10 protein-coding genes are annotated in these 14,878 nt (G+C 70.3%); 4 read left to right on the top strand and 6 right to left on the bottom strand.

Annotation, left to right across the window (positions count from 1 at the left end):
• The first annotated feature begins 104 nt into the window (after positions 1–104).
• Entirely contained in the window at positions 105–452 is a 348-nt protein-coding gene (locus O9255_RS12730; RefSeq protein ID WP_297867243.1) for a hypothetical protein, read from the top strand.
• 11 nt (positions 453–463) lie between these two features.
• The gene (locus O9255_RS12735; RefSeq protein WP_297867244.1) at positions 464–1,069 is read left to right on the top strand and encodes an AAA family ATPase; all 606 of its coding nucleotides are present in this window, start codon (positions 464–466) and stop codon (positions 1,067–1,069) included.
• 1 nt (position 1,070) lies between these two features.
• On the opposite strand, the gene O9255_RS12740 is transcribed toward O9255_RS12735, so the two are convergent.
• Both O9255_RS12740 and serA read right to left on the bottom strand, forming a co-directional pair.
• Positions 1,071–1,721 carry a histidine phosphatase family protein gene (locus tag O9255_RS12740; protein WP_297867245.1) on the bottom strand — a complete coding sequence of 217 codons (651 nt, stop codon included), beginning with the start codon at positions 1,719–1,721 and terminating at the stop codon, positions 1,071–1,073.
• Between the two features lie 3 nt (positions 1,722–1,724).
• Positions 1,725–3,302 carry a phosphoglycerate dehydrogenase gene (serA, locus tag O9255_RS12745; protein WP_297867246.1) on the bottom strand — a complete coding sequence of 526 codons (1,578 nt, stop codon included), beginning with the start codon at positions 3,300–3,302 and terminating at the stop codon, positions 1,725–1,727.
• Between the two features lie 365 nt (positions 3,303–3,667).
• Here serA and O9255_RS12750 point away from each other — a divergent pair, with 365 nt between their 5' ends.
• The gene (locus O9255_RS12750) at positions 3,668–4,405 is read left to right on the top strand and encodes a DUF481 domain-containing protein (protein ID WP_297867247.1); all 738 of its coding nucleotides are present in this window, start codon (positions 3,668–3,670) and stop codon (positions 4,403–4,405) included.
• Here O9255_RS12750 and O9255_RS12755 read toward each other — a convergent pair whose 3' ends face one another.
• Positions 4,406–7,432: a TonB-dependent receptor gene (locus tag O9255_RS12755; RefSeq protein ID WP_297867248.1), complete on the bottom strand. Its 3,027-nt coding sequence runs from the start codon at positions 7,430–7,432 to the stop codon at positions 4,406–4,408.
• A 185-nt stretch (positions 7,433–7,617) separates the two neighbouring features.
• Between O9255_RS12755 and O9255_RS12760 the strand changes: the two genes are divergently transcribed.
• Positions 7,618–9,717, top strand: a complete 2,100-nt coding sequence (locus tag O9255_RS12760; protein ID WP_297867249.1) for a M13-type metalloendopeptidase — start codon at positions 7,618–7,620, stop codon at positions 9,715–9,717.
• 94 nt (positions 9,718–9,811) lie between these two features.
• Here the strand turns inward: O9255_RS12760 and O9255_RS12765 are convergent, their stop codons facing one another.
• The 3 genes from O9255_RS12765 to O9255_RS12775 form a co-directional block, all read right to left on the bottom strand.
• Positions 9,812–12,940, bottom strand: a complete 3,129-nt coding sequence (locus tag O9255_RS12765; protein ID WP_297867250.1) for a ligand-binding sensor domain-containing diguanylate cyclase — start codon at positions 12,938–12,940, stop codon at positions 9,812–9,814.
• Positions 12,941–13,183: 243 nt separating this feature from the next.
• Positions 13,184–13,753, bottom strand: a complete 570-nt coding sequence (locus tag O9255_RS12770; protein WP_297867251.1) for a copper chaperone PCu(A)C — start codon at positions 13,751–13,753, stop codon at positions 13,184–13,186.
• 62 nt (positions 13,754–13,815) lie between these two features.
• On the bottom strand, positions 13,816–14,877 hold the full coding sequence (locus tag O9255_RS12775; protein WP_297867252.1) for a cytochrome d ubiquinol oxidase subunit II: 1,062 nt from the start codon (positions 14,875–14,877) through the stop codon (positions 13,816–13,818).
• Position 14,878: the final 1 nt, after the last annotated feature.

Genomic DNA, 14,878 nt, shown 5'->3' on the forward strand with positions numbered 1-14,878 from the left:
GCGGGGTGACCCGAACCGGATGGCGCTTTCTGCGCCACTTGCACATATTGCACGATAGGCGCAAATTGGCCCTGCGGCATGCCTTGCCGCGTGAGGTGCCCGCCATGAAGCCCCAGGTCCGCGACCACGCCGCGTCCTACGCCCTCGAACCCCTGCCCGCCACCACGGTGCGCCGCGACTGGGCCACCGCGAAGGACCGGCTGCGCGCCAAGGGCGTGCTCGCCCTGACCACGCACGACCGCGTCGAGGCCGTGCTGCTCGACCCCGCCGCCTACGAGGCCCTCGTCGCCCGCGCCGAGGCCGCCGACCAGGCCCTGCTCGACAGCCTGACCCGCCGCTTCGACGAGCGCTTGGCCGCGCTGGGCACGCCCGACGCCGCCGATCGCCTGCGCGGCGCCTTCGCCCGCGAGGGCCGCATCGACACCCCGCCGCGCGCCGGGGACGCGTTCTGAACCCGAGGCCGGTGATCTACGTCCTCGCCGGCGTCAACGGCGGGGGCAAGAGTTCGCTGGGTGGCGCCGTTCTGCGCGAGGCCGGCATGGCCTGGTTCAACCCGGACGACTGGTCGCGCGCGCTGCAGGCCGCCGGCCGCAGCCGCGAATCGGCCGACGCGGATGCATGGCAAGAAGGCCAACGCCGCCTGAAAGCCGCCATTGCTGCAGGCGAAAGCTTCGCGTTCGAGACCACGCTGGGCGGGCGCTCCGTCACCGCGACGCTGGTCGAGGCCGCGCGCACGCACGACGTGCTGGTCTGGTACGTCGGCCTCGACAGCGTGGCGCGCCACCTCGAACGCGTGGCGCTGCGCGTGCGCCACGGTGGCCACGACATCCCCGCCGCGAAGATCCGCGAGCGCTGGCTCGGCTCGATGGCCAACCTCGTGCGGCTCGTGCCGCACGCGGCCGGCATCCAGGTCTTCGACAACTCGACCGCGGTGCCCGAAGGCAAGCCGCTGCGCGCGCCCCGCCTCGTGGCCGTCATCGAGGCCGGGCGGCTGCGCTGGCCGCCGCCCGAGGCGCTCGACCGCGTGCCGCGCTGGGCGGTGCCGGTCGTGGAAGCGGGGTTGGGTTGAACTACAACGCCCGATGCACCGCCTCGCCGAACAGCGCGGTGTGGTGGGCACAGTCATTGAGCCGCACCACCTCCAGCCGCTCGACGCTGGGGCCTTCGAGCAGGTTCAGCGTGGTCGGGGCCTGGCGGAAACCCCAGACCTTCGAGAGCGGAATGCCGAGAACGCGACAGAGGATCACGCGGTTCACCGCGTCGTGGGCGACCAGCAGCAGGGTGTCGTCGTCGCCGAGCCCCTCGCAGGCGCGGGCGAAACCGCGCCACGCGCGCTCCAGCACCACCGGCAGCGATTCGCCACCGGGCCCGGGCATCAGCACCGTTTCCGGGGCCTCGCGCCATGCCGCGAGCCGCTCACCGTCCTCGGCGCGGATCTCGCTGGCGAGCTTGCCTTCCCAGGTGCCGTGGGCGATCTCCATCAGCTCGGCATCGAGCCCCAGCATCGCGGCACGGCCTTCGCCCAGCGCGACCTCGGCGGTGCGCCGCGCCCGCGACAGCGGCGAAGCCACCGCGCGGGTGATGCGGACGTCGGCGAGGCGCTCGGAAAGCAGGGCCGCCTGTCGTTCACCGACGGGCGACAGCGGGATGTCGATCTGGCCCTGGTAGCGGCCTTCGGCGTTCCACGGGGTTTCACCGTGGCGTGCAAGCAGGACACGCATGGCTCAGACCTGCTGCAGCGAGAGCACGCCGGGGATGGCGCGCAGGGTGGCGAGGTGGGCATCGTCCATCGGACGGTCCAGCGTGATCGCCGCGCGGGCCTGGCCGTCGCCGGCCGCGCCGAGCGCGAAGTTCACGATGTTGATGCCGGCGGCACCGAGCTGGCTGCCGACCGTGCCGATCATGCCGGGGCGGTCCTCGTTGCGCATCAGCAGCACCGGGCAGAGCGGATCGAACTCGATCTCGACGCCGTCGAAGCGCACGACGCGCGGGCCGCGGTGCAGGGTGGCCTCGATCTCGCGCGTGCGCTCCTGGCCGTCATCAGTGACGCCGGTGATACGCACGCGAAGCAGGCGGTCGAAACCGTCGCCGTCGCCGCCCACCGTCTCGGCCACCGTGAGGCCGCGCGCCGCGGCTTCGGCCAGCGCGTTCACCGGCGTGACGCGGCCCGAGGCCGTGCCCAGCACCGCCGCGGTGAGCAGGCGCGTCAGCGGCTTGGCGTCGAGCTTGTCCGTGCGGCCGGCGTAGGTGATGTCGAGGCGCGTCGGCGCCGGCACCAGGCGGACGGCGAGCTTGCCCAGCGCGGTCATCAGCGGCATCCACGGCCCGATCTCGCGGGCGGCCTCGGCAGTCAGCGGCGGCAGGTTGACGCAGCCCGCGACCGCGCCGGTGTTGATGAAGTCGATGATCTGGCGCGCGAGGATCGTGCTGACGCCCTGCTGCGCTTCCGAGGTGCTGGCGCCGAGGTGTGGGGCGAGCACCATCTTCTTGCAGGCGCGCAGCGGCGAATCCTCCGGCAGCGGCTCGGTGGCGAAGGTGTCGAGGCCGGCGCCGGCGAGGTGGCCGTCATTGACCAGCTTCAGCAGCGCGTCCTCGTCGATCAGGCCGCCGCGCGCGGCGTTGATCACGTACGCACCCTTCTTCATCTTCGCCAGTTTTTCGGCGCTGAGGATGTTGGTGGTTTCCTTGGTGCGGGGGATGTGCAGGGTGATGACGTCGGCCCAGGCCAGCAGGGCGTCGAGGTCCATCAGCGGCACCGCACTCTTGGCGGCGGCGTTCGGTGGCAGGAAGGGGTCGAACGCAGCCACTTCCATGCCGATGCCGCGCGCCTTGCGGGCCACCGTGCCGCCGATGCGGCCGAGGCCGATCACGCCGAGGCGCTTGCCCTCGAGCTCGAAACCGGTGAGGCCGCTCTTCGGCCACTGGCCGGCTTTCATGCCGGCGTCAGCGGCGGGCACGTGGCGGGCCAGCGAGAACAGCAGGGCCAGCGCCTGCTCGGCGGCGGCCAAGGTGTTGCCGTCGGGTGCGTTCATCACCGCGACGCCGCGGTCGGTGGCCGCATCGACGTCGATGGTGTCGACGCCGGCGCCGGCGCGGCCGATCACGCGCAGATGGGAGGCGTGCACCAAGGCCTCGGCCGGCACCTTGGTCGCCGAGCGGACGATCAGGACGTCGACATCGGCCAGCGCGCGGGAGAGCGTGCCGGGGTCCTTGATGGCGTCGACGGCTTTGACCTCCCAGCCGGCGTCGCGGAACAGGGTCAAACCGTCTTCGTGGATACCGTCGCAAGCAAGAACGCGCATGGAGCACTCCGTGGGTGAAGGGAAACGTCGGGAACAGGCGAACCGGCCGGAATGGCCAGAACGGAAAGGGATCGACGGAAACCCACGGAAGACGCGCCACCGCGACGGCGCAAGAGGCTCAACACAGCGGTGGCAGAAAGACGGTGAATGGGCCGGTGTGCAGGCCGATGCACGGTCAGGAGACGGGGCGTCATACGCATGGGAGTCCTGAGTAGCCCGCGCAGAGTACCTGCCCGGCGACGCGCTGTGAACCCCGGAGGCCGATGCGCCGGGCGTGCATACGGTTTCAGGCGGGCGGCGGCGGGTTCATCGACGATTCGGCGCGGCGCCCCTAGCCTGCGCCGGCCTTCACACGGAGACCCCCGATGCGCCTACCTCTCACCCTCGCCCTGCTTGCCGCCCTCCCCCTCGCCGCCCATGCCGAGGACACGCGCAGCTGGTCGGGCACCGCCGAGTTCGGCCTCGCCATCGCCAGCGGCAATGCCGACAGCGAAACCGTCAACGGCAAGTTCGCCTTTGTCCGCGAGGAGGACCGCTGGTTCTACGGCATCAATGCCGCGGCCTTGCGCGCGGAATCGGACGACCAGCTCTCGGCCAACCGCTACGAGGCCGGCCTGAAGCTCGGCTACGACTTCACCCCGCGCGCCTACCTGTTCGGCACGCTGCGCCACGAGAACGACGACTTCGCTTCGTACGAGTACCAGAGCATCGCGTCGCTCGGTATCGGCTACCGCTTCATCGACCGCGAAGCCACCTCGCTGCTCGCCGAAATCGGCCCGGGTGCACGCCGGTTCCAGCCGATCGACGCACTGGTCGGGACGCCGCCGGTGCCCACCTCGTTCGATGCCGAGACCAACGCGATCGTCCGCGGCTCGCTGGACTTCAAGCACCAGCTCACCGCGAACACCGCGCTCACCAACCTGCTGCTCGCCGAATCGGGCAGCGGCTCGACCTTCGTGCAGAACGACCTCGGCGTCGCCGTGCAGATGAGCGAGCGCTTCGCCCTGAAGGCGGGCTACCAGGTCCGCCACACCACCGAGGTCCCGGTGGGCATCGAGAAGACCGACACCCTGTTCACCACGAACCTCGTCGTCGGCTTCTGATCAGTCCTTCTTCGGCGACCACTCGAGCGTGATCGCGATTTCGCGGCCACGCTTGAACTCGCGGATGTTGATGTTGCCCTGCTGGAACTCGACCGACGGGTCCAGCAGGTTGCGCAGGCGCACGCGGCTCGACCAGTCACGGGCGAACTGCCACTTCCAGTTGAAGTCGAGCTGGCCGGCCGACTGCTCGTAGACGTCCGGCTGGGTGTCGATGCCCACCTGCACGATGCGCTCGCCGGCCATGTTGAACGACAGCGCCGTCTCGTGCGTCCCTTCCGGGCTGCTGTAACCCAGCTGCAGGTTGGCGACGTAGGGCGACTGGCCTTCCAACGGACGGTTCAGGTTGGTGCTGACGCCCGCGCGCGTCCGGTCGAGCACGATCTCGGAGTCGATCCACGAGTAGTTCGCGGCGATGAACCAGTTGGCCATGTCGACGTCGCCGAACCAGCCATCGGCCCAGCCCATGCGCTGGAAGTAGTCGATCTCGATGCCCTGGTTGGTGGCCGATTCGGCGTTGGCCAGCGTCTGCAGCAGCGAGCCGGTGGCCGGCAGCAGCAGCTTCTCGATCGGCTTGTCGAATTCCTTGCGGAACAGCGCCACCGAGAGCGACTCGTCCGCCGAGAAGTAGTACTCCCAGCGCAGGTCGATGTTGGTGATCTTCGCCGTCTCGAGGTCCGGGTTGCCAAAGGTCAGGATGTCGAGGATCGGGTCGAGGAACGGCGCCGGCGACAGCTCGCGGAAATCCGGGCGCGAGAGCGTGCGGCTCCAGCCGAAGCGCAGCTGCTGGGCGTCGTCGATCATCCAGGTCGCGCCGAAGCTCGGCAGCACGTCGCTCTCGTCGAGTCGGCTGTCGATGCGCTGGTTGGCCTGCAGCACCGAGAAGGTGCTCACCGACTGGTCGTTGGTCTCGTAACGGGCGCCGGCATTGATGCGGAAGCGGTCATTGAAGCTGACGTCGACGCCGAGGCCGACGTAGTCGATGCGCTGCTCGGCCACGTAGTTGTCGGTGGCAGCGGTCACTTCCTGCAGCACGAAACCGTTGGGGCCGATGTACTGCGGCACCAACATCTGGCCGAGGCCCGGCAGCCCGATCACCTGGTTGACCAGGTTGCCGTCGCTGAAGCGGACCCCGAAGCCATAGCGGCGGATGTAGCTGTCGCGGTCGCGCAGGGTGCGGCCGGCATTGAGGTCGACGGTGCCATAGGTGGCCCCTTCGTTGAAGGCGAACGGCGCCTTGAAGCCGAGGTCGAGCGAACGCGAGTCGTCGTCGAGGTTGGCCCAGGTCTGTTCGTTGCTCTCGCCGAACTGCGAAAGCGTGCGGCGGCCGTTGTCGTCGACATTGAAGCGGAACTGGCGGGTGTTCGGCGCATAGCGACGGGCGGCGGCATCGGTGTACTGCCAGTCGAAGTCGGCCATCTCGGCGAAGAACGGGATGCGGTGCTGGCCGGCGAGCTGGTGGCTGAGCAACGAGTTCTCGACCCACTCCAGGCGATAACGCTGGAGCTGCTGGGCATCGATGATGCCGGTCTCCTCGCGGGCCTCGTCCTCCGTCTGGCGAAGCAGCATCGAGGTCAGCGTGAAGCGGTGGTCGCTGCCGAGCTCGAGGCCGAGCACGCTGAACGCCGACACGGCGACCTCACGCGTGGTGCCCATCAGCTGCGTCTCGTCGCGGATGACGAGGCCGGCGTTGCTGGCCTGCAGGTAGCGGCGCGTCTCCTCCTGCGTGTCCCACTGCTGCGAATAGCGCACCGAACCGAGCATGCCGAAGCGCACGTCGTCGCTGAGGTCGAAGCGCTGGCCGCCGGCGAGCGAGGCCCCTAGGTCGGGACCGATGTCGGCCACGTAGGGGTCGTAGCTGCTGTTGCCGGCGAGGCGTTCGCCCACGGCCTCGATCTGGGCCGGCGTAAAGCCGTTCGGATTGCCGAAGCTTTGGCCTGCGAAGAAGCCACGGGCATTGCGCACGGCGTCGAGGGTCGGATCGGCCGCGCGGGCGCTGCGGTCGCGACCGGTCCAGTCGTTGTTGCCGCCCTCGTAGCGCAGGCCGTCGCTGAAGGTCGTGCCCTGCTCGCCACCCGCGGTCACCGACGCGCGGAAGAAGGGCTGCAGCGGGATCGCTTTGGTGCGCAGCTGGATGGTGCCGCCGCCGAACTCGGCGGGCATGTCCGGCGTGTAGGTCTTCTGGACGACGACGCCTTCCAGCACGTCGGTCGGGAAGAGATCGAGCGGGATGACGCGGCGGGTCGGGTCCGGCGACGGGATCGACGCGCCGTTGAGCAGCACGGAGGAGTAGCGCTCGCCGAGGCCACGCACGTAGATGAAGCGGCTGTTGACCAAGGTGAGGCCAGTGACGCGACGCAGGGCAACGGCGGCATCGCTGTCACCGGCGCGGGTGATCTGTTCGATCGACAGGGTGTCGTCGACCGACACCGACATGCGCTCCATGTCCACGTAGGCGGCCTGGTCGTCGACGCGCACGGCTTCACCGGCGACATTGATCGCGTCGAGCGTGGCGGTACCGCCGGGCGCGGAACCCGCGGCATCGGCCGAAGCAGCGCCATCGGCACCGGCGGTGGCCGGGGCGGCCTGCTCGGCGGCCGCAGCCGCGGCCTCACGGGCCGCCAGATCGACCGTCGTCGTGCCCTTCAACGAGCTCTTCAAGGTGTAGGCCGGAGCGCGGCCCGGGACGAACTGGAGGGCGATCTGGACCTGCTCGCCGGCAGCGAGATCGAGGTCGATCGCGACCTCGCGCTGGCCGTCACGGACCATCAGCGTCTGCGGGCCGGTGGTCACGGCGCCGCCCACCACGCCCTGCGCCGAGGTCACGCCCAGCACGCGGGCGCCGAGCTTGGCCTCGACGCCCGAGGCCGGCTGGCCGGCCCGGTAGGCGTACACCCACACCTGCGCCGCCCCCCGCGGCTGCGTCTGGACGACCGCGCCGGTGGCCGGCGACTGTGCGTGCACGGGCACGAGGGCGAGCTTGATGGCGAGGGCCATCGACGACAGGGCAAGGGCGGTGGAGCGCTTCATCACGGGACGTCCGGGTGCGGGAATCCGCGGGAGTCTGTGGCGCTCGCGTTACAGGAGGATGGCAACCGGCACACCCTGTCATGGACGTGAAGGGCGCGTCATGACGATCGGCACGCGTCCCCCCGGAAGCGCGGGCGCAGCATGGCGGCCTTCCGGGCCCCGAGCCCGCTCCTGAGCCGTCACCCATGAAAACGCCCGCCCTGAAGCCCCTGGCGCTCGCCCTCGGCACGATCCTCCTCGCCGCCTGCTCGAAGGCCCCCGAGGCCCCGCCGGCCGCCGCCGCGGTCGAACCCGCCGCGCCCGGCCTGAGCATCGACGCCAGCCTGCTGCCGCCGATGGCTTCGTTCGCCCAGACGGATCTGGATCCAGCCAGCCCGGCGTGCGCCGACCTCAATGCGCACGTCAACGGCCGCTGGCTGGTCGCCAACCCGGTGCCGGGCGACCGCACCACCTGGGGCAGCTTCGAGATGCTCGCCGAGCGCTCGCTGTACACGCAGAAGCAGATCGTCGAAGCCGCGGCCGCGATGAGCGCCGCCACCGGAACGCACAAGCTGATCGGCGACCTGTACGCCACCGGCATGGACGAGGCGGCCATCGAGGCCGCGGGTCTCACGCCCGTCCAGCCGCTGCTGGCCGAGATCGACGCGCTGGCGGCGCCGACCGACCTGCCCGCCTACCTGCGCAACGCGGCCAGCCAAGGCCGCATGAACCTCGTCGGCTTCGGCGGCGAATCCGACTTCCAGGACAGCTCGAAGGTCATCGGCTACGCCGTGCCGGGCGGCCTCGGCCTGCCCGACAAGAGCTATTACGAAGGCGACACGCACAAGGCCGAGCGCGAGGCCTACCAGGCGCACATCGCCGCGATGCTGAAGCTCGCTGGCACCGACGAAGCGACCGCCGCCGCGCAGGCCGCGCAGGTCCTCGCCATCGAGACCGCATTGGCCAAGGTGACGTATTCGAGCGAGGAGCTCTCGCGCGACGTCTCGAAGTACTACAACCCGGTGAGCATCGACGCGGCCAACGCCATCACGCCGGCCTTCGACTGGGGCGCCTGGTTCGACGCCAACGGCGTGGCCCGCCCGGCGCAGTTCTCGCTGTCGAACCCCGACTTCTTCAAGACCCTCGACGGCATGTTCGCCTCGGTGCCGATGGAGGACTGGAAGGCCTACTTCCGCTTCCACACGCTCGACGGCCTCGCGCCCTTCCTGCCCAAGGCCTTCGCCGACCAGAACTTCGCCTTCTACGGCAAGACGCTGCGCGGCCAGCAGGAGCAGAAGGAGCGCTGGAAGCGCGTGCTCGACACCGTCAACGGCACGGTCGGCGAAGCGCTGGGCGAGCTGTACGTCGACGTCGCCTTCCCGGCCGAAAGCAAGGCACAGATGGAGACGCTGGTCGGAAACCTCTCGGCCGCGCTGAAGGCGCGCATCGAGGCGCTCGAGTGGATGACGCCGGAGACCAAGGCCAAGGCGCTCGAGAAGTGGGCCAGCTTCACGCCGAAGATCGGCTACCCGGACGAATGGCGCGATTGGGCGGGCCTCGCGACGTCGCGTGACAGCTACGTCGGCAACATCATCGCCGCGACGAAGTTCAACCATGCCGATGCGATGTCGAAGATCGGTCAGCCGAAAGACCGCGGCGAGTGGGGCATGACGCCGCAGACCGTCAACGCCTACTACAACCCGCTGATGAACGAGATCGTGTTCCCGGCGGCGATCCTGCAGCCGCCGTTCTTCGATCCGAAGGCCGATCCGGCGCTGAACTACGGCGGCATCGGCGCGGTCATCGGCCACGAGATGATCCACGGCTATGACGACCAAGGCTCGCGCTTCGACGCCAAGGGCAGCTTCGCCAACTGGTGGCAGCCGGCGGACGCCGAAGGCTTCAAGGGCAAGACCACCATGCTCGTGGAACAGTTCGACGCCTACGAGGCGCTGGCCGGCAAGAACGTCAATGGCAACCTGACGCTGGGCGAGAACATCGCCGACCTCGGCGGCCTGACGGTGGCGCATGCGGCCATGCTCGCCGCGCAGGGCCAGGGCTACGCCGACCCGATGGTCGACGGCCTCACGCAGGACCAGCGCTTCTTCGGCAACTGGGCCACCGTGTGGCGTCGCAACTACACCGACAAGGAACTCAACGTCCGACTCGTCACCGACGCGCACGCCCCGGCCCGCTTCCGCGCCAACGGCGCCCCGAGCAACATGCCGGCTTTCGCGGCGGCGTTCGGTTGCAAGGAAGGCGACCCGATGGTGCGCCCGGAGCCGCAGCGCATCGCCATCTGGTAAGCGCAGTTCCGATTTCCGCCGGCCCTCCTCGTGCCGGCGGACTCCAACGGCCCGGCTTTCTCCGGGCCGTTTTTTCGTCCGGGCTCCGCCGTGCTCAGCGCACCGAGCGCCGCAGCTGCAGGCCGTTCACCGCGGTGGCGCGGATGCTGCGCAGCCGAAGGGCAGCCAGATCGCGCGCGTCGACCGATCCGCCGGACTCCTCGAAACCAGCCCAGGCGTCACGCCCGGCGGCTTTGGCTTCGTAGAGCGCTTCATCGGCGATAGCGACCGTGTCCTCCCAACCGAACGCGTGGCGGTCGGCGGCCACCAGCGGCAGCGCCGCGAAGCCCACGGAGCAACGCACCGTGAGCTGCCCGCCGCCGGGCAGCGCGAACGGGGTTTCGGCCACCGCCGCGCGGATGCGTTCGGCCACGCGTGGCCCGTCCTCGCGCTGCGCGCCACGCGCGACACCGAGGAACTCCTCGCCCCCCCAGCGCACGACGTGGTCCGACTCGCGGAACACTCTGCGCAGGCGGCGTCCCATCTCAACCAGAACGAGGTCGCCGACGGCGTGGCCGTGCTGGTCGTTGATGCGCTTGAAGTGATCGATATCGACGAGGAAGAACAGCAGGTCGCTGGGCTCGCGCCCGCTCTCGTCGCCGCCGTAGCGGCTGCGTAGCGCGAGGGCGACGTCGGCATCGATGTGGCGCCAGAGGAAGCGGCGATTGTGCAGGCCGGTCAGCGGATCCGTGAGGCTGGCCTCTTCCACCGCGCGATGGGCCTGCTCGAGCTCGGCGTTCGCGGTGGCCAGGGCCGCGGTGCGCGCTTCGACCATGCGCTCCAGCTCGCGGGCGCGCTCACGAAGAAGACGCGCCCGCCATTGCACCGCACCCGCGACGATCGTCAAGAAAGCCAGGACCAGCGCGACGTGGAATCCCCGATGCTGATGCCAGGCCGGGATCACGTCGACGTCAATCGACAGCCCGCGGTCCTGCCAGGGCCCGGCAGGCTCGGCGACCTCGACGTCGAAGCGGTAGCGGCCGGGCGCGATGCGGGTGAACGCCGCCACTCGGTGCCCGGCATCCACCTCCGACCAGCGCTCGTCCCAGCCTTGGAGGCGGTAGCGGTAGCGAAGGCCATCGGCCCCGACATACACCGGGGCCGCGAACTCCAGCGCGATGCGCGACACGCCCGGCGGGAGTCGCAGGCGGGCGCGCGAGTTCGACGTCGCCGGGTCGAACAACGGCGACGGCTCGTCTTCGCTGGCGGCGATGTCGGTCAGCACGAGGGCGGGCAAGGCGCGGGGGCTGGGGTCCGCACCCGCCTGGGGCAGGACGACGGTGAGGGCCTCGGTGCCACCGAAGACGAGTTCACCACTGGGCAGGACGGTGCCGGAGCGGCGGACGTAGGGCGCAGCCGCCGCGCCCTGGTCGGGACGGAAAGCGCGCACGCTCCCGCTGGCCGAATCGATGCGCGCCAAGCCCCGCGAAGTGCTCGCCCAAACCCGACCGCCGAAATCTTCGAGCAGCACCCCCACGCTGTTGCCCGGCAGGCCACTCGCTTCATCGATGCGCTCCCACGCCTCGGCCTTGCCCACCTCGGCCATGGGCGCATGGAACACGCCGCCCGCCGAGGTGCCGACCCAGAGCCTGCCCCGCGCATCGGCCAGCATCGTGGTGAGGAACTGGCCGTCGAGGTCGGCCACCGGCACCGCGCGCACGGCGTCGGCGCCGAGATCGAGGCGGGCAAGCCCGCTCCACGTGCCGAGCCAGAGGGTGCCGGGCGTGGCCAACAGGCTGGAGACGCGCCGCTCACCCACGGCATCGCCCAGCAGATTGCGCGCCTCGTCGAGTCGGGGTTCGCCGTCATCAGCGAGCGGCACCCGCCAGAGTCCGTCCGGTCCGGCCAACCACCAGGCCCCATCCCACGCAGCCACGGCACTGGTGTACGCGGCGCCCCCGCGGGCCTGGGGCTGCAAGGGGCGCACGCGGTCGCGCCCCGGCTCCGCCAGCACCGTGCGTCCGTCGCTGCCGAGCACCCAGCGCCCTTCGCCCATCGGCGCGACCAGTTCCATGGCCCCGGCGGCAGCCTCCCCGCGGCCCCAAAGCGCCTCCAGGGAGGCTTCGGTGGCGCGAGGTGGCGCGACGCCCACGTACCGAAGACGGCCCGCGTTCGTGCCGAGCCAAACGCCCTGACCCGCCGGAGCCAGGCCATGCGCGCGCATCCGCGATTCCGGAGCCTCCGTCTCCGGCGCCAGCGGCAGGTTCAGGAACTGGCGTTGCCCGGGGTTGCTCCATTGCAGGCCGGTGGCGGTGCCCGCCCATCCCAAGCCCCGTGAATCGGCGAACAGCGTCCAGACGTTGTCGTCGTCGAGGCTGCCTCGGCGTGACCGGTCGTGCTGCAGCCGAGTCCAGCTCCCGTTCGCGGTGTCGAGCGACCACACGCCTTGGCCGAAGGTGCCGACCCACAACTCGCCGGGACGCACCATGGCGAGGGCGAAAATGCGTGGCGGCGTCTCAAGCCCTTCGGGCCAGGCCCAAGCCCGGACCGAGCCGTCCGGTTCCAAGGAGTACAACCCGTCGTGCGCCGTGCCGATCCAGAGGCGCCCGTCGGCATCGGCCTCGAGCGCGGCGATCCGCGCCTCGGGCACCGGTAGCGCCTGCGCCACCCACGGCGAGCCGGAGGCGTCCATCGACCAGCGGAACAGGCCGAAGGTCGTGCCCGCCCAGACCCGACCCGCCGCGTCCACGCGCAAGGCGTGCAGTCGGTTCGGGCCCGCGTCGGGGATGGGCGTCGACTGGACGCCTCCGCCGCGTCGCAGGGCCAGCAAGGCGCCCACGGTGCCGAAGTAGGCGCTCGTCGCGTCGTCGCCGGCCTTCGGGAAATCGATGAAGAGCACCGACGGGCGCTCGCCCGCGATCGGCACGGGTTCGAGGGCCGGACGGGATGGCCATCGACGGTCGATGCGGTAGACCCCGCGCGCGGTGCCGGCCCAGAGCTCGCCTTCCGCGTCTGCCCGAACCGTCTGCATGACCGGGGATTCCTCGACGCCGCCCGCCGTCTCGGCACGCAGCCTTGCCCGCACCGCCCGGTAGCCGTCCCAGCGCCACAACGTCGCACCGGACACGGCCCAGATCAGGCCGTCGGCATCCTCGGCGATGGCGCGGACCGGGCCCTCGAGCGGCGCCCCCGGCGGTTGCACGGCCTCGAACCGGGGTTCGTTGAGCGCCTTCCAGGCCTCCACGGACGACCCCGGTGCGATCGCGGCGGCCGGCGCCGCCAGCACGAGCCCGAGGCACGCCCACGCGGAAGCGCGCGCCGTGCGACGCAGGCTCCGCAGGATCGGATGTGGAAGCGGAAGTCGGAGCACGGCGCGCGGCGATGGGCCAAAACCGCCCGAGTATCCCCGCGCCGGACGTCAAGCGGGCGTCAGACCTTGCCGCCCGCGGTGAATTCCCGTGAATCCCGAGCGCGTTGCGCCCGGGCCTCAGTGGTGGGCGTGCTCGTCGCCGGAGGACTCGCCCTTCGACGCCGTCACAGCAAAGTCGATCACCGACTCCGTTCCGCTCTCGAACACCAGCGTTACCGTCACCACGTCGCCTTCGTTCCACGAGCGGGTGACGTCGATGAACATCAGGTGCTTGCCTCCCGGCTGGAAGGCTGCCATGCCGTCGACCACCAGCGGCACGCCGCCTTCGATCGGGCGCATCTGCATCACGCCATCCACCTCGGCCATGTCGTGCAGTTCGATGCGGCCCACGCCCTCGGCGCGCGCGCCGACCAGGGTTTCCGGCCGCGTGGTGTGGTTCATCAGGTGCATGTAGCCGGCAGCCACCGTGGCGCCGGGCGCGAGCGGTCGCGACCACGGCTCGTGCGCCATCAGGCCGACATGGGCCGAGGCCGCGGGCGCTGCTACGGCCGGAGCAGCAGCTTCCGGCGCCGGGGACGCTTCGGGAGCCTGCGCCGCGGCAGGTGCATCGGTGGCGGGCGCTTCGGCCTGGCAGCCGGTGAGAACGAGGGCGAGGACGGTGGCGAAGGCAGCGAAGGTCGGGCGCATGGCGTTGGTAGGAGACGTCTGGGGAAGAATGGGAATGGCGCGAGCCTGCCGCATCGCGGCCCTCATGTGTAGTCGAGGGCTTGGGCCTTGCCCCCGAACACGCGGTAGGCGAACACCGTGTAGCCGATGATCACCGGCAGCACCACGCAGGCGCCAACGAAGATGATCATCAGCGACTCCGGTGCCGAGGCCGCCTGCCAGATGGTGATGCGGTCGACCACGAGATAGGGGAACAGGCTGTAAGCGAGGCCATAGAAGGCCAGCAGGAAGATGCCGATGGCGCCGGCGAAAGGCACCCAGGCGCCGTACTCGTTGCCTTCCGCGAGGCGCATGGGCAGGCGGCGCAAGCTGCGATCGACGATAAAGAACAGCACCGCGGTCGCCAACGGTACCGGCGCCAGCACGACGATCCACGGCAAGGTGAACCACTTGTCGAAAATGCGCTCGGACAGCAGGGGCGTGGCCAGCGAAACCGCGGCGATGCCGAGCGCAGTCATCCACAGGCTGCCGCGGGCCCAGCGCACCGCCTGCTGCTGCAGCGCGCCTTCGGTCTTGATGATCAACCAGCCCGCACCGAGCAGCGCATAGCCGGCGACCAGGCAGACGCCGATCAGCACGCCGAAGGCGAACGCGCCCCACCCGCCCTCGAAGCCCATCACCAGTTGGCCGAGCATGAAGCCTTGCGCGAGCGTCGCGATCAACGAGCCGGCATAGAAGGCGCCGTTCCACGCCGCTTTGTGCTGGGCCTTGGCCTTCACGCGGAAATCGAAAGCGACGCCCCGCAACGTCAGGCCAAGCAGCATCAGCGCCACCGGCAGGTACAAAGCCGTGAGGATCGCCCCGTGCGCCATCGGAAAGGCCACGAGCAGGATGCCCACGCCGAGCACCAGCCAGGTCTCGTTCGCATCCCAGAACGGGCCGATCGACGCGACCATGCGGTCCTTGTCCTCGTCACTGGCGCGGCGCATCAGCACGCCCACGCCGAGGTCGTAGCCGTCGAGCACCACGTAGGCCAGCATCGCCAGGCCCATCACGATGGTGAAGGCGACGGGCAACCAGCCGGCCGGCGTGGACAGATCGGGAATGGTCGTGATCAGCGCCACCGTCGAAGTCATCGCGCCCATC

The sequence above is a fragment of the Silanimonas sp. genome, from assembly GCF_027530345.1.
Lineage (GTDB): Bacteria > Pseudomonadota > Gammaproteobacteria > Xanthomonadales > Xanthomonadaceae > Silanimonas.